The 15,744-nt window shown below is 60.8% G+C and carries 13 protein-coding genes and 1 riboswitch; of the genes, 10 read left to right on the forward strand and 3 right to left on the reverse strand.

Annotated features, from left to right (window positions below):
• Positions 1-115 precede the first annotated feature (115 nt).
• The 8 genes from PZ897_RS07235 to PZ897_RS07270 all read left to right on the forward strand — a co-directional run bounded on the left by PZ897_RS07235 (position 116) and on the right by PZ897_RS07270 (position 8,865).
• Entirely contained in the window at positions 116-967 is an 852-nt protein-coding gene (locus PZ897_RS07235) for an outer membrane protein (RefSeq protein WP_275751234.1), read from the forward strand.
• Positions 968-1,218: 251 nt separating this feature from the next.
• Complete coding sequence (locus tag PZ897_RS07240; protein WP_275751235.1) at positions 1,219-2,049, forward strand: outer membrane protein; 831 nt, start codon at positions 1,219-1,221, stop codon at positions 2,047-2,049.
• Between the two features lie 160 nt (positions 2,050-2,209).
• Positions 2,210-3,385 (forward strand): phosphoserine transaminase, encoded by a 1,176-nt coding sequence (locus PZ897_RS07245; RefSeq protein ID WP_275751236.1) that lies wholly within the window; start codon positions 2,210-2,212, stop codon positions 3,383-3,385.
• 86 nt (positions 3,386-3,471) lie between these two features.
• On the forward strand, positions 3,472-5,067 hold the full coding sequence (gene serA, locus PZ897_RS07250; protein WP_275751237.1) for a phosphoglycerate dehydrogenase: 1,596 nt from the start codon (positions 3,472-3,474) through the stop codon (positions 5,065-5,067).
• Between the two features lie 262 nt (positions 5,068-5,329).
• Positions 5,330-5,547, forward strand: a riboswitch (cobalamin riboswitch).
• Positions 5,548-5,666: 119 nt separating this feature from the next.
• Entirely contained in the window at positions 5,667-6,074 is a 408-nt protein-coding gene (locus PZ897_RS07255; protein ID WP_275751239.1) for a DUF1636 domain-containing protein, read from the forward strand.
• Positions 6,071-6,853 (forward strand): ABC transporter ATP-binding protein, encoded by a 783-nt coding sequence (locus PZ897_RS07260; protein ID WP_275751241.1) that lies wholly within the window; start codon positions 6,071-6,073, stop codon positions 6,851-6,853. The genes PZ897_RS07255 and PZ897_RS07260 overlap by 4 nt, the downstream gene beginning before the upstream one ends.
• Positions 6,854-6,867: 14 nt before the next feature.
• Positions 6,868-7,803 (forward strand): ABC transporter substrate-binding protein, encoded by a 936-nt coding sequence (locus PZ897_RS07265; protein ID WP_275751243.1) that lies wholly within the window; start codon positions 6,868-6,870, stop codon positions 7,801-7,803.
• 6 nt (positions 7,804-7,809) lie between these two features.
• Positions 7,810-8,865 (forward strand): iron ABC transporter permease, encoded by a 1,056-nt coding sequence (locus tag PZ897_RS07270; protein ID WP_275751245.1) that lies wholly within the window; start codon positions 7,810-7,812, stop codon positions 8,863-8,865.
• Positions 8,866-8,905: 40 nt separating this feature from the next.
• Here PZ897_RS07270 and PZ897_RS07275 read toward each other — a convergent pair whose 3' ends face one another.
• On the reverse strand, positions 8,906-9,988 hold the full coding sequence (locus PZ897_RS07275) for a PAS domain S-box protein (RefSeq protein WP_275751247.1): 1,083 nt from the start codon (positions 9,986-9,988) through the stop codon (positions 8,906-8,908).
• A 289-nt stretch (positions 9,989-10,277) separates the two neighbouring features.
• Positions 10,278-11,156 carry a DMT family transporter gene (locus tag PZ897_RS07280; RefSeq protein ID WP_275751323.1) on the reverse strand — a complete coding sequence of 293 codons (879 nt, stop codon included), beginning with the start codon at positions 11,154-11,156 and terminating at the stop codon, positions 10,278-10,280.
• 332 nt (positions 11,157-11,488) lie between these two features.
• On the opposite strand from PZ897_RS07280, the gene PZ897_RS07285 reads away from it, so the two are divergent.
• A complete protein-coding gene (locus PZ897_RS07285; RefSeq protein ID WP_275751249.1) occupies positions 11,489-12,787 on the forward strand; it encodes an adenylosuccinate synthase in 1,299 nt (432 codons plus the stop codon).
• A 54-nt stretch (positions 12,788-12,841) separates the two neighbouring features.
• Positions 12,842-14,482, forward strand: coding sequence for a hypothetical protein (locus PZ897_RS07290; RefSeq protein WP_275751250.1), 1,641 nt, complete (start codon positions 12,842-12,844; stop codon positions 14,480-14,482).
• A 114-nt stretch (positions 14,483-14,596) separates the two neighbouring features.
• Here PZ897_RS07290 and PZ897_RS07295 read toward each other — a convergent pair whose 3' ends face one another.
• Positions 14,597-15,658: an aminopeptidase gene (locus tag PZ897_RS07295; protein WP_275751251.1), complete on the reverse strand. Its 1,062-nt coding sequence runs from the start codon at positions 15,656-15,658 to the stop codon at positions 14,597-14,599.
• Positions 15,659-15,744: the final 86 nt, after the last annotated feature.

A 15,744-nucleotide genomic window follows, 5' to 3' on the forward strand; every position in this document is an offset into this window, starting at 1 on the left:
TAAATAGACGTGGTTAAGTACGCATTAACCTTTGTACTTCATTCTCCATTGCGAACCAATAACCGTGTTGTCACCCGAGCAGGCGGCAGCGCACGTCTCGACGATGGAGTCTATCATGAGAAAGATTGTCTTGGCCGGTGCGGCCATGTTGCTTGCCGGTGCTGGGTGGGCTGGAGCCGCAGATGTTCTTCCGCCTCCAGTCTATGAGGCTCCGATTTATGATCCGCCGGTTGCGCAACCGGTTGCTGCGGCCGGCGGCTGGTATCTGCGCGGCGATGCAGGCTATTCCTGGAACAAGATGAAGCGCGTCGATTTCTTTCAGGGTGACCTGAATACCTACGTGCCGTTCACAACGGCCAAGCTGCGCTCTTCCTACAGCGTTGGCGGTGGTGTCGGATACCAGATCAACCACAAACTGCGGTCTGACGTGACGCTGGACTATTTCAGCCAGGCAGATTTCAGGGGCTCGACCACAGGCAGCTGTGGCGTGGCCCCCGCCTGCACCTCGACTGACCTGACTTCGGTCTCGGGACTGAGCCTGTTGGCAAATGCCTATGTCGATCTCTACAAGGCCGGACGTTTCACCTTCTACGCTGGTGGTGGTCTCGGCGGCACGCGTGTCAAATGGGATGATCTGAGCAACACCTCCTGCGAAACCGGCAACTCTGCAAATTGTGACGGCACAGAGTTTCATGGCGGCGCCGCGGGATGGCGGTTCACCTACGCCCTGATGGCCGGTGCGTCGGTCGACGTGACCTGCTCGCTGAAAGCCGATGTCGGCTACCGTTACCGCAACATCGGAGGCGGAGCGATGTTCAAGGCCCTAAACAGCAATGGTTACCAGGGCTCACACGGCAGCATTTCCTCCCACGAGGTCCGCGGTGGCCTTCGCTACAGCCTCGGTGGTTGCGCGCAGGAAGAAGTCTACATCGAGCCGGCCCCGATCATGCCTGCCGTCTACAAATAGGCGACGCCTGAACCAGGGACTGCCTGTTGTTCCAAACAAAAAGCCGCCCGGTCAGTTGCCGGGCGGTTTTTTCGTTTGGCGCCGGGTGCTTGTATTGCCGTCGTACTCAATGTGTACTTCACAGAAACAGCGTTAACAGACGTGCTTAACAAACGTGCTTAACCGAGACTTAACCAGTCGGGACCATAGTGGCCTTCACACGCATTCGGACGCTTTGTGCGAGACCGGATCTACTGAAGGGAAATTTGGCCATGTTCATCCGAATTGCTGTGACGTCCTGCATTGCAGCCCTGACCGGCTTTGCAGCGTCCGCACACGCTGCTGATCTTGACGAGATTATTTATGCTCAGGAATTGCCGGTGACCCAACCGGTGGAAATCGGCACCGGGTGGTATTTGCGGGGCGATCTGGGATACTCGCTAAAGACCCGGGGTGCTGCCACCAGCTATTCAGTCTTTAACACCGGGCCGCCAGCGACTTATACGGATACCGCATTTGACAGCTTCGCGCTGGATGGTGGCGCGTCTGGATCTGTGGGCTTCGGCTACAATTTTACCGACTATCTGCGCGGCGATCTTACCTTCGATTACAGCAGAGGTAACTTTACCGGGACCACAAGTTCGGGGCTTGCCTGTACCGCTCTGGGGGGCGGTCAGTGCGCCAGCGTTGAGTCGCAGAATGTCGAGCAATATGGCTTCATGGCCAATGCCTATGTCGATCTCGGGACCATTGTTGGGTTCACCCCCTATGCCGGTGCCGGCGCCGGGGTTACCCGCGTGACCTGGAAGGACACGCTGGCAAGCTGCGTTTCAAGTGGGGGCAATGTCTGCGGCGGCATCGGCAGAGCCCGATTGGGCGCCGAAAGCTGGCGCTTCACCTATGCCTTGATGGCCGGCGTTTCCTACGATTTGTCCAGGGATCTCAAGCTGGACCTGGGTTACAAATACTCCAAGGTCGAGTCCGGCAACCAGTCCGGCTTTGACACCACCACCATGCTGTCTGGTGCGACAGGTTACCAGATCCGCGACAATGGCTTCGAGAAGCATGAAATTCGCGTCGGTCTGCGTTACGATCTCTGGTAGGCGACCGGCCCACACAGGCGGCAGGGAAGGGCGGATCATCTCCGCCCTTTGTCGTGTGAGGACACGCGGGATGTCGCTTGACTTCGAAATCGCACGGGTCTAATTCGGCAAGTGGGCCACCCCTCCCCAACGAGGGGCCACTATCTGGAAGGATAGCCACATGACGAATCTTGCGAAGCCGGACCTGCGTCCGGAAAACCCCCGTTTTTCTTCTGGTCCCTGCACCAAGCGTCCCGGCTGGACGCCTGAGGTGCTCTCCGACGCGGCTCTGGGCCGCTCGCACCGGGCCAGAATCGGCAAATCCAAACTCAAGCAGGCGATTGACCTGACGCGCAGCGTTCTCGGCGTGCCGGATGACTACCGCATCGGTATTGTGCCGGCATCGGACACCGGCGCCGTCGAAATGGCACTGTGGTCGATGCTCGGCGCCCGCGGCGTCGACATGGTGGCCTGGGAAAGCTTTGGCGAAGGCTGGGTCACCGATGTGGTCAAGCAGCTCAAGCTTGATGATGTGCGCACGATCACCGCGCCCTATGGCGAATTGCCGGACCTGGCTGAGATCGATTTTGATCGCGATGTGGTCTTCACCTGGAACGGCACCACGTCGGGTGTCCGGGTTCCCGATGCCGGCTTCATTCCGGCGAACCGGGCCGGGCTGACCATTTGCGACGCCACCTCGGCGGCATTTGCGCAGGCTCTCGATTTCACCAAGCTCGATGTCACCACCTTCTCCTGGCAGAAGGTTCTGGGTGGCGAGGGCGGTCACGGCATGCTGATCCTCAGCCCGCGTGCGGTGGAACGGCTCGAAACCTATCAGCCGGCCTGGCCGCTGCCGAAAATCTTCCGCATGACCAAGGGCGGCAAGCTGATCGAGGGCATTTTTGTCGGCGAGACCATCAATACGCCCTCGATGCTCTGCGTTGAAGACTACATCGACGCGCTGATATGGGCGCAAAGCATTGGCGGTCTTGTCGGGTTGATGGCGCGCGCTGACGCCAATGCCCAGGTTCTGCATCGCTTCGTTGCCGAGAATGACTGGATCGCCAATCTGGCCAAGGTCGACGAGACACGGTCCAATACATCGGTCTGTCTGGTCATAGCCGACCCCGGGATTGCGACGCTCGCGCCCGAGGCCCAGGCGGCGTTTGCCAAGGCGATGGCAGGCCGTCTCGAACAGGAAGGCGTGGCGTTTGATATCGGCGCCTATCGCGATGCACCTCCCGGTCTGAGGATCTGGTGCGGCGCTACAGTCGAGACCGCTGACCTGGAAGCCTTGATGCCCTGGCTGTCCTGGGCGTTTGCCCAGGAAAAAGCTGTGCTCCGGCAAGCTGCCTGATCTTGCCTGAATGGCCGCGCCGGCGTCGGTCTGCGCGGTCCAGCATCCCGTTTCTCCCCTATTCGACCTTAGCAATGGAGGCCATCATGGCGCCCCGCGTACTCGTATCCGACAAGCTCTCCCCCACCGCCGTTCAGATCTTCAAGGATCGCGGCGTCGGCGTCGATTATCTGCCGGATGTCGGCAAGGACAAGGAAAAGCTGCTCGACATCATCGGCCAGTATGATGGCCTTGCCATCCGCTCCGCCACCAAGGCGACCGAGAAGATGATCGCGGCTGCGACCAATCTCAAGGTCATCGGCCGCGCCGGCATCGGCGTTGACAATGTCGATATCCAGGCCGCCTCGCGCCGCGGCATCATCGTCATGAACACGCCGTTCGGCAATTCGATCACCACCGCCGAGCACGCCATTGCCTTGATGTTTGCGGTGGCACGCCAGCTTCCCGCCGCCGACGCCTCGACCCAGGTGGGCAAGTGGGAAAAATCGAAATTCATGGGTGTTGAAATCACCGGCAAGACGCTCGGGGTCATTGGTGCGGGCAATATCGGCTCGGTGGTCTGCTCGCGCGCCATTGGCCTCAAGATGCACGTTGTCGCCTATGATCCGTTCCTTTCAAAAGAACGGGCTGAAGAGATGGGTGTGGTCAAGCTCGAACTGGACGAGTTGCTGGCGCGCGCCGATTTCATCACCCTGCACGTGCCGATGACTGACAAGACGCGCGGCATTCTGGACGCCGAAGCGCTGGCCAAGACGAAGAAGGGGGTTCGCATCATCAATTGCGCGCGTGGCGGTCTGATCGATGAGGCAGCGCTCGCCGAAGCGATCAAGTCCGGCCATGTGGCTGGCGCCGGTCTTGACGTGTTCGAGGTCGAGCCCGCTACGGACAGCCCGCTGTTTGGTTTGCCAAACGTGGTCTGCACGCCGCATCTGGGCGCTTCGACCACGGAAGCGCAGGAAAACGTGGCGCTGCAGGTCGCCGAGCAGATGTCGGATTATCTGATCCGAGGTGCTGTCTCCAATGCCATCAACATGCCCTCGATCACCGCCGAGGAAGCACCGATCCTCAAACCGTTCATCCGGCTTGCCGATGTGCTCGGCTCGTTTGCCGGTCAGGTCACCGAAAGCCCGATCAAGCAGATCGAGATTCTCTATGATGGCGTGACGGCGGGGATGAACACCAAGGCGCTGACCAGCGCGCTGCTGGCCGGACTGATCCGCAATCAGGTCTCCGATGTCAACATGGTTTCCGCGCCGATCATGGTCAAGGAACGCGGCGTCATCCTGTCCGAGGTCAAGCGCGACAAGACCGGCGTTTATGATGGTTATATCAAGCTCACGGTCACCACCGAGCGCCAGACCAGATCGGTGGCTGGAACCGTGTTCTCGGACGGCAAGCCGCGCTTCATCCAGATCAAGGGCATCAACATGGATGCGGAAGTCGGGGCCCACATGATCTACATCGCCAATACCGATGTGCCCGGCATGATCGGCTTCATGGGCTCGACGCTGGGCGATGCGGAGGTCAACATTGCCAACTTCCAGCTGGGCCGGAACAAGGAAAGCGGCGACGCCATTGCGCTTCTTTATGTCGACGACGTTGTCAGCCAGGATGTGCTCGACAAGCTGACCGCCCACAGCGCGATCAAACAGGCCAAGCCGCTGGTCTTCAATATCGACTGAGCAATTGCCGTGCAGGCAACAGGAAACTGCCCCGCAACTGGTATCCCGTTTCGGGGGCAGCGATGGGCCCGGGCATGTGAAGCTGTCTATAAGCGCCATTTCCGGCAGGAGCGGGGGGGAACCCACCGCACCTGCGAAGGGTGCGCCAGAGTGCGAAAAGCGGACATCGATTCGATGGAGGCTTTTCCTGCAACGCCGCGGTGCTGCATGAGCGCTGCGCGCCCTTGTGAAATATCCGTCCTTGACGGGGTCACGCAAATCTTTCACATCTGCCACAGATGGTTTTCAGCCGCCGACAATGCGTCTGGAATGAAAAGGGAATACGGTGAGGTTTAGCCAAAGAGCGCCGAATCCGTAACTGCCCCCGCAACTGTGAGCGGTGAGTTATCCCGATGAACACCACTGAGCTTTGGGCTTGGGAAGGTTCGGGAGAATGCTGATCCGCAAGTCAGGAGACCTGCCATCAACGGCATTATCTGGTGCCGTCAATGCAACTCAACCAGACGGGGTGTCTGGATCGGAGATCATGATGGCGACGCGGAAATTCCCGTGCTTTAAGACATGTCTGTCCCGCACCCCGCATATTCGCGGAGGGCGATATGACCACGCAGCAAAACCACAAGATTACCGTCTGCACAACGTGTCGATACAAGGGAACGGACTGTCGCCCGGGTTCCGAACTGATCGAGAAGCTAAGGGCCGCGATCAAAGCCGCCGGCGATGCTGTGCCCGAGGATTTCGAGGTGTCAGGCGTGGCCTGCATGGCCGGGTGTGATCGCCCCTGCACGGTCGCCTATCACGGCAGCCGCAAAGCGACCTATCTGTTTGGCGACATCGACCCGGCCGTGGACATCGACGATCTTGTCACCTTTGCCCAGCAATATGCTTATCTGCATGACGGCTGGTGTTCCTCTGTCGATCGTCCAGGCAAACTCCGCAAATCCACGCTTGCGCGCGTGCCTTGCGCAATCATCGCTCTGGAAGCCAGCGAGATTTGTGCATCATGAGGGCTGCTGATCTTGAGGTTCACGGCGTAAGCTGGGCACCGGCCAAATCGGCCCAACCTGCTCTTCATCCGACCAGCTTCAGTGTTGCTTCGGGGCGGGTCCTGGGCGTCGTCGGTCCAAATGGTGCGGGCAAATCCACCTTGCTGCGCCTTCTCTACCGGTATCACAAGCCCCGGACCGGACACGTGCGCGTTGGCGGGCAGGACATCTGGTCGATGCCAGCCCGTGATGCTGCGCGGCGGATCGCAGCGGTGTTGCAGGAATCCGTCCCGGCATTCGGGTTGACGGTTCGGGAGATCGTCCGCTTGGGCAGAACCCCGCATCGGTCGCGGTTTGCCACATCGGGCGCAGGCGACGACCACGTGGTGGAGCGTGTCCTCGACACCTTGAGCCTGCATTGCCTGGCCAACCGGGATGTCGGCACCCTGTCAGGCGGGGAGAGGCAGCGGGTCATGGTGGCGCGGGCTCTGGCGCAAGACCCGCAGGTCCTGATCCTTGATGAGCCGACAAACCACCTGGATGTGCGTCACCAGCTCGAGGTCGTATCGCTGATCCAGAGCCTCGGCCTTACGATTGTCGTGTCCCTGCATGATCTCAACCTGGCCTCAGGGATTTGTGACGATGTGCTGATCCTGAAAGACGGTCATCCGCAGGGGGTTGGCCCGCCGGACGCGCTTCTGACTGATGCCCTGGTATCGAACACGTTTCGCATCCATGCGCGGCGCGAACATCTCGTTCCGAGCGGGGCACCGCATTTTTCCTTTACCCTTCCCCATTGAAAAGAACGGCCGCCATGAAACTTACACTCTGCACACTGGCTGCCATAGCATTGGCAAGCACCGCGATGGCGCAGACCACGGTGAAAAGCTGCGACCGGTCAATCACGTTCGAGGCCCCGCCACAGGCTGCAATCTCCAACGATGTGAACCTGACCGAAATGATGCTGGTGCTGGGCCTGGCGGATCACATGATCGGCTACACCGGGATTTCGGGCTGGCGGACCCTTGACGAAAAAATGACACTGGGCATCGAAGAACTGCCGGAACTGTCGTCCCAATATCCATCACGAGAAGTGCTGATCGGCGCAGATGCCGACTTTTTCTTTGCCGGCTGGAATTACGGTATGAAAGTCGGTGGCGAGGTGACGCCTGAAACGCTGGAGCCGCTGGGCATTCAAGTCTACGAATTGACCGAAAGCTGTATCCACATCGGTGACAAAGGCCCGGCGTCCATGGATGATATGTACAATGACCTGCGCAATCTCGGCGCGATTTTCGACGTCTCGCACAGGGCGGAAGAGCTGATTGAGGGTTACCAGGCCGATCTGACCACATTCCTCGATTCCCAACCGGTGGTGGACACCAAACCACGCGTATTCGTCTACGATAGCGGCGAAGACATGCCGGTCACCGCAGGCCGCTACGCCATGCCCAACGCCCTGATAGAGGCCGCAGGCGGCATCAATATTATGGATGACTTCGAGAAAAGCTGGGCCACCGTCGGCTGGGAAGCGGTGGTTGAGCGCAACCCCGAAGTGATCGTGATCGTGAACTACGGCGCGGTCACCGCAGAACAAAAGCGGGAATTCATGATCAGCAACCCGGCGTTCGCGGATATTGATGCGGTTCGCAATGATCGGTTCGTCGTGCTTGAATATGTCGAAGCCACCCCTGGCCCCCGCAATATCGACGCCGTGAAGACGCTGGCTGCCGCATTTCGGGGTGAGTAGCCCGGCATGAACAGGATACGGCTTTCGGCAGGCCCGCCTGCCCGCACTTCCCCCGTCCTCTGGACCGTCGGTATCATTGGCGTTGCTGTCCTTGTTGGATCGCTGTCGTTTGCCGTGAGCGTCGGGGCGGTGGCTGTTCCGCTGGAAACCGTCTGGGGCATTCTTGTCAACAAGATTGCCCCTAACACATTTGCTGTGGATTGGTCCGCCGGGCGGGAAGCGATCGTCTGGGACATTCGCTTTCCAAGGGCCATTCTTGCCTGCCTGGTCGGAGCCGGACTGGCCATGGTGGGCGCCAGCCTTCAGGCCGTGACACGCAATCCTTTGGCCGACCCGCACCTTCTCGGCATTTCTGCCGGCGGGGCATTCGGGGCTATTCTGGCCCTGTTGCATACGGGATTGTTCATCGGGCTTCTGACCGTGCCGCTGTTGGCGTTTTTGGGCTCGCTCGGAGCCACACTTCTCGTTCTTGCCGTATCACAGGTTGCCTCGGCCACGAGTGCGGACAGGCTGGTATTGGCTGGTGTGGCCGTCTCATTCATCGTGATGTCGGCGGCAAACGTGCTGATCTTCGTTGGTGATCCGCGGGCAACCCACACTGTCGTGTTCTGGATGCTTGGCGGACTGGGATTGGCGCGGTGGGATCAACTGATTTACCCCGCACTGGTTCTGCTGTGCTGCGGCACCTATCTCTGGCTGAAATCGGGAACTTTAAACGCAATGACGGTCGGGGATGAGACTGCAACCACGCTGGGCATTCCAGCCGCCTTTTTTCGGCTCACTGTCTTTGTCATCGGCGCTCTTGTCACAGGTGTGATGGTCGCATTCTCGGGGATCATCGGTTTTGTTGGCCTGATGATCCCGCACATCGTGCGCCTTCTGGTCGGGGGCGATTATCGCCGCCTGCTGCCGATCTCTGCCTTGTGCGGAGCCGTTTTCCTCGTTTGGGCAGATATCATCGCGCGGACCATCATGGCTCCAAATGACATGCCCATCGGCATTGTGACCGGCTTGATTGGCGGGGTGTTCTTTGTCTGGCTGTTGCGGCGACGGATGGGCTGAAAGCGCAGACACCGACAGCGGCGCTGTTACGAAATGCGGGTCAGTCTGAAGCTAGAATTTGGACAGGAATAGCCAGTCGAATGGTCAAGCCGTGAGGCTGCCAATCCCGCGAGATTGCAGCCTGAAGGGATTGTGCGATGGTTTGTTCCAGCTTGCTCCCAAAGCCCGGTTCCTGATTTCCGTCGTCTCCTCGCACCCCTGGGCCTTTGGTTTCTGACCACCGCAGCTCAAGCAGATCGCCTTGAACCGCTACCGCGATATCCAGACTTCCTTCAGCGCTCGACAAGGAACCGTATTTTGCGGCATTGGTTGCAAACTCGTGGAACAGAAGCGCCAGTTTGGTGAGTTTTTCGCCATTGATTGTCAGATCGTCGCCCTTCAGCTCCCATTGTCGGACACCGTCGATCTCGTAAGGAGCAAGCGTATCGGCCAGCAGCTCAAACAATGTGATCGACTTCTCTTTGAAAGGGTCGTTGCCAACGAGATTGGGAAGCGACATCTCATGCACTCGGGACAAAGCCAACAGCCTGCTTCTGACCGTGGCGGCAAGATCTGCCGGCGTTTGTGCCGCGCGCGCTGACAAGGCTATAATCCCACCAATGATTGCAAACAGATTTTTGACCCGGTGGTGCATTTCGCGCAGCAACAGCTCCTGATGTTGCGCAGCCTTTTTCCGTTCAGAAATATCACGGGCAATCTTGGATGCGCCGATGATCGTCCCGGTGCCGTCCCTGATCGGCGAAACTGTCAGCGAGATGTCGATCAGTGTGCCGTCCTTCCTGCGGCGCACCGTCTCGAAATGATCAACCTGATCGCCCGCATGAATTCGCGCCAGAATCGCAGGTTCCTCATCGAGTCGGTCTTCGGGAATAATGAGTGTCACCGGTCGTCCGATTGCTTCGCAGGCTGTGTAGCCAAAAAGCCGCTCGGCAGCCTTGTTCCAGGACGTGATGATCCCCGCCAGGCTTTTGCTGACAATCGCATCGTCCGACGATTCCACTATCGCAGCCAGAAATGCTGCCGCATCGTGTCGCGCCTGGGCCTCGCGCACCGCCGATTCCAACTGTTGAAGGCGATGATCGCCATCGAGTAAGCGCTGCCGGTCGTCGAGGGAAGATGGCATTATCAACAGTCCTCTTATGCTGAGTGCTGAGAGCGGAACGAAGCAATCGAATACGACAAGAGTGTGTTTATATTAGATTGTATTGAGCAGAAATAAAGTGGCGCGTTGAACTCCTTCAAAGCCGCGGCAAATCCGTGGCTTGTGGGTTGTCCCGACTGCCGCAAGCCGGTGCAGCGCAGCCGGGCCAACGAAGTCCCGGCTTGCATGCTGCTGTGGCTTGTTGCCATCGTATGTCCGGGCATTGGCCTCGGCGGGCGGGCGTTGGGCTGGCTGCCTTTGCGGCAGCCTTTTACCGCCTGCCCCGCTCCGAAAGCCAGATCCCGCCAAGCACCAGCACAAGCGCGATCACGTGATAGAGGTGCAGGGTTTCGCGCAGGATCAGCACCGACAACACGGTGCCGAAGATCGGCACCAGATTGATGAAGATGCCGGCCCGGTTCGAGCCGATGATCTCGTTGCCCTTGATGAACATCACCTGAGCCAGCAGCGAGGGGAACACGGCGGTGAAGGCGGCAACGAGCCAGCCGGTGGTGTCGGGCAGAACCGCCGTCCCGCGACCGATCTCGAAAGCTGCAAACGGCAGCGAGGTGAGGAAGGCAGCCCCCGCCATAACCGTGATCATCGACTGCCAGTGCAGCACCGGCTTGTAGCGCAGCGCCACGGTGTAACCGCCGTAAAACACCACCGCCACCAGCATCAACGCATCGCCGCGATTGAGTTCCAGCCCGATCAGACGCGCCAGGCTGCCGCTCGAGGCAGTGATGGCGACACCGAGCATGGTCAGCCCAAATCCGATGATCTGGGCCGGGCTGACCCTGATGCGAAACAGGATGAAATTGGCCAGAAAGATCAGCATCGGCATGCCGGCCTGCTCGATGGCGACGTTGATCGCCGTTGTGTGTTCGAGCGCCGAGTAGAGCAGGATGTTGAAGAAGGTGAAGCCGAACATGCCATAGCCGACCAGCAGGGCCAAATTGGCCCGGATCACTGTGATGTCGCGGCGGACTTGCGGCAAGGCAAACAGCAGCAGAATGGAAAAGGCCATTCCCCATCGGACCGAGGTGAGAATCATCGGAGAAATATGACCGACCGCAAGTTTGCCAGCGATCGCATTGCCGCCCCAGGATAGGGCGGTGATGATCAAGAACACATAAGCGTGCAGAGCCAAATCGGAACTTTCGAGATGAGGGCTGGATTTTGGCTGGTCAAGAGCCGGCGAGTGACGTCTGTTTAGCACAAGGATCTCCGACAGCCAGGCGCAATTTCCACTTGCTATCGCAGGGGTGGCGTGCCGGAGAGGTTGCCCGGTGTCTGATTGGGGACCAAAAACCGGGTTTGCGGGCTTGAGCCGGACCGGATTGTCGAGCGCGTGTGAAATAGTCGCGTAAAAACCGCTGTTGGTTGCGCCCAAGGGTCGATTTTGCGTGACCAAGTCTGTATGGATGCGCGGGTTTTTGTTTTCCGAGCCTCTCGCGAGAGGCCGATTTCCAAGAGGTTGTCATGGCCAACGTAGTTGTTGTCGGGTCGCAATGGGGTGATGAGGGAAAAGGCAAGATCGTCGACTGGCTGTCCGAGCGCGCCGATGTGGTGGTGCGGTTTCAGGGCGGCCACAATGCCGGCCACACGCTGGTCATAGATGGGGCCGTCTACAAGCTGTCGCTGCTGCCGTCGGGTGTCGTGCGGCCGGGCAAGCTCGGGGTCATCGGCAATGGCGTGGTCATCGACCCGCATGCGCTGGTCAGCGAGATCGACCGGCTGGCCGGGCAGGGCGTCGTCATCAATGGTGACAATCTGCGCATTGCCGACAATGCGACGCTGATTCTCTCGCTGCACCGGGAGCTTGACGGCTTGCGCGAGGACGCGGCTTCCAGCTCCGGCACCAAGATCGGCACCACCCGCCGCGGCATCGGCCCGGCCTACGAAGACAAGGTCGGGCGCCGCGCCATCCGGGTCATGGACCTGGCCAATCTGGAGACGCTGCCTGCCAAGGTCGAGCGGTTGCTGACCCACCACAATGCGCTCAGACGCGGGCTTGGCCAGGCGGAAATCTCGGTCGAGACAATCCTTGAGGAACTCACCTCGGTTGCCGGGCGCATCCTGCCCTTCCGCGAAACCGTCTGGCTGCTGCTCGACAAGAAACGCCGCCAGGGCGCGCGCATCCTGTTCGAGGGGGCGCAGGGCACGTTGCTCGATGTCGATCACGGCACCTATCCGTTCGTCACCTCGTCCAACACCATCGCCGGTCAGGCTGCTGCCGGCTCCGGGCTTGGGCCGGGGGCGCTGAGCTACGTGCTGGGGATCACCAAAGCCTATACGACCCGTGTCGGAGAAGGCCCGTTCCCGACCGAACTCAACGATGAAACCGGACAGTTCCTCGGCGAGCGCGGGCATGAGTTCGGCACCATCACCGGCCGCAAGCGCCGCTGTGGCTGGTTTGATGCGGCGCTGGTGCGCCAGGCGGTGGCGGTCAACGGCATCACCGGCATTGCCCTGACCAAGCTCGACGTGCTCGATGGTCTCGAGCAGCTCAAGATCTGCATCGGCTACGAGCTTGACGGCGAACGGGTCGATCACCTTCCCGCCAGTCAGGGCGCGCAGGCCCGCGTCTCCCCGATCTATGAGACCATCGAAGGCTGGAAGGGCACCACCGTCGGCGCCCGCAGCTGGGCCGATCTGCCGGCTCAGGCGATCAAATATGTCAGGCGGATCGAAGAACTCATCGGTGCGCCGGTTGCGCTTCTTTCCACAAGTCCGGAGCGGGATGATACGATACTTGTGACTGACCCGTTTGAAGACTAGGTTAGCGCAACTGCGTGAAGTGACGCGCTTTGTGGGATCAAACCAGGGTAAAACATGGCGGATTTTGTAGCAGTCATCCGGAAGGCGGTCGATAACCTGCCTGACAATACTCCGGAGAACCGGACAAAGGTCTATGACAAGGCGCGGGCAGCCATCCGCCGCCAGCTCGAGGCGATCAATCCACCACCGTCCGACGAGGTGATTGCGCGGCAACTGGCCAAGCTTGATCTGGCCATCGATGAAGTCGAGATCGAGCATGCCGAAGCGCTGCCCGCCGATGCCGATGAGACAGACGCCTTGATGGCGGAACTCGAATCGATGGTGGAAAAGAGCCCGGTGATTGCCGAGCCAACCCCGGCAGAACCAGAACCGGCGCCCAAACCCGCGCCCAAACCCGCTGCTGTTGTGGTCAAGCCGGAGCCTCAAGCTCCTGCGGACCCGGTGCTTTACGATGAGGAACCTGCCGCGGCGCACGGGCAGGAGGCTGACCCTGTTCCGGCCGCACCGGTTGCACCGGCGGAAAGCCGCTCGACGGAGCTGCTCGGGGATGCCCATGACCAGGCCTTCGGCCTCGGAGAGGCGGCAGGCCGGTCCGAGGCGGCCTCGGGCTCGGCCGCCGGCAAAGCCAGCAAAAGCGGCCTGATCGCGGGTTTGGTGGTTCTGGGGATCGTTGCTGCCATCGCCTATGCAGGCTGGAGCTACAAGGACACGGTTGTCGCGATGTTCAGCGCCTCGCCGATCGACACGCCGATGGAAACCGAGCAGCCCGCACCGGTTGCCGAGACGGCGGAGGTCACCCCGGAACCGGAGCCAGAACCGGAAGCGGACCCTGCGCCGGTCGAAACGGCGATGACCGGGGACGCGCCGGTCGACCCGGTGTCGGGTGGCACGGAAAAGTTCACCCAGCGGCTCGGCCCCGACGGGACCGAAACCGATCCGGGGCCAGCGCCCGCGCCCGAGGGCAGTGATGCCGAAGAGGGCCGTTCGGTGGCCGAACTCACCGATGCCGGCCCGGCAGATGAAACAGACGCCGAGGCCGCCAGCGCCGCCACCGACGCCGCCGGAACGCCTGGCGAAACCGCCGCCCCCGGTGCGGCGCCCCCGGCCGACTCCCAGTCCGGGTCCCAGTCCGGGTCCTTGGGCGTGACGCAAAAGATGATCCTTTATGAAGAACGCCTGGGCCAGCAGTCGCTCGAGGTCAAGCCGGGCACGGTTGTCTGGGATCTGGTCAGCGAGGCCTCCGACAGCGGACCCGACGAGCAGGTCATTCGCGGCGAGATCAACAATCCCGACAAGGGGTTTTCGGCGCTGATCACCATCAAGCGCAACACCGACCCGTCGCTGCCGGCGAGCCATCTCGTCGAGATCGTCTTTGCCGTGCCGCCGGATTTCGACGGCGGCTCGATCGACCAGTTGCAGCGCATTGCGATGAAACAGACCGAGGCCGACCAGGGCAATCCGCTGATCGCAGTGCCGGCCAAGATCACCCAGGACTTCTACATGGTGGCGCTCAATGATCTCGAAGAGGCGCGCAAGACCAACACCGACCTGCTGCGCCAGCGCAACTGGATCGACATTCCGGTGGTCTATGCCAATGGCCGCCAGGCGCTGATCACGCTGGAAAAAGGCGCCAGCGGCACCGAAGTCTTCAACCAGGCGCTCGACGCCTGGGCGAGGGCCACACCGCAGCCTTGACAACGTGGGGCCGGGTCAAGCCCCTCCCACCTGTGGGGAGGGGTTGGGGAGGGGCCTTTCATGAAGCCCGAAGTGGATCGATCGGCTGATCCGATCCATTGGCTGCCGCCAAATTCACTCGCAGCTCTGTGCGGCCTCAAGTGCAGCGGCCCTGTCCGCCCTGGCCAGTGCCCCCAATTGCTCAACCGCATTGTAGAACCGGGGATAATCACTCCCGCACAGCTCGAACAGCCGGAGAAACGCCGGAACAAGGTCATTGTAGACCGAGGTGGCGGCGATCTTGGCGTTGTTGATCGGTGCCTCGACCCAGCCGTCGTAGCCTGAAAACCCACCCCAGCGGCTCTCGCGCATCTGTCGGGCGCGCGCTCTCAGCCGGTCGATCGCGGCTGCCTTTGCCGCCCGCTTCTCCACCGCAGTGCCTGTGCCGGCATAGACATGCGCGAGCTCGTCCCGGGTTTCTGCCACCAGCGCAAGAAACTCGGCATTGCGTTTTAGCCCGGCCTGGTAGCGGCGCAAGCCGTCCGTATCTCCGGCCGCGCGCAGCCATGTCTTCACTCCGGTCTGTTCCACCGCACCGGCAAAGGCCTCGTTGAAGGCCGAATCGTCGTCGATATAGACGCGCTGATGGGCCAGTTCATGAAACACCAGGCTGGCGAGATAGGTTTCGTCCTGGCGCAGCATGGTCGAAAGCAGCGGATCGCTCGACCAGCCCAGCGTGGAATAGGCGGTGACGCCCGAGACATGGACGTCGAATCCCTGCCGCGCAAACCCGGCCGCGGTCCAGATCGCCCTGTCTTTGGAAAAATAACCCCGGTAGGGCACGCAGCCGAACACCGGAAAGCACCAGACCTTTGGCGCGAGCGAGAATTCCGGTGCGGCAAACACCGCCCAGGTGACATAGTCACGGCCGATATCGACGTAAGCGCGGTAGCTCTCATTGTCGGGCAGGTCGAGCGCGTCGGTGGCAAACTGCCGGATGGCGCTGGCCGTGGCCATCGCGGCCCGCACCGGCTCGGGCGTCGAAGCATCGCTGATCAGCCTGGCAACAGATTGCCGCGCCGCCATGATCTCGGCATGGCCTTTCAGCGACTGGGCGTAATAGCCCACGCCGGTGCAGCCGGAGAGGCCAGCCACCAGGCCGATCATCGTGATCAGGGATAAGAAGAGGCGTATCACGCTCTGCCTACAGGTTTGCCCGGTTGTCCGCCAGCGCCGGAGGGGCGACGGCTCGTTAAAGAGACTGAGTGGTAAAGCGGCGGGCG

This window comes from Hoeflea sp. YIM 152468 (assembly GCF_029210485.1).
Taxonomy (GTDB): Bacteria; Pseudomonadota; Alphaproteobacteria; order Rhizobiales; family Rhizobiaceae; genus Hoeflea.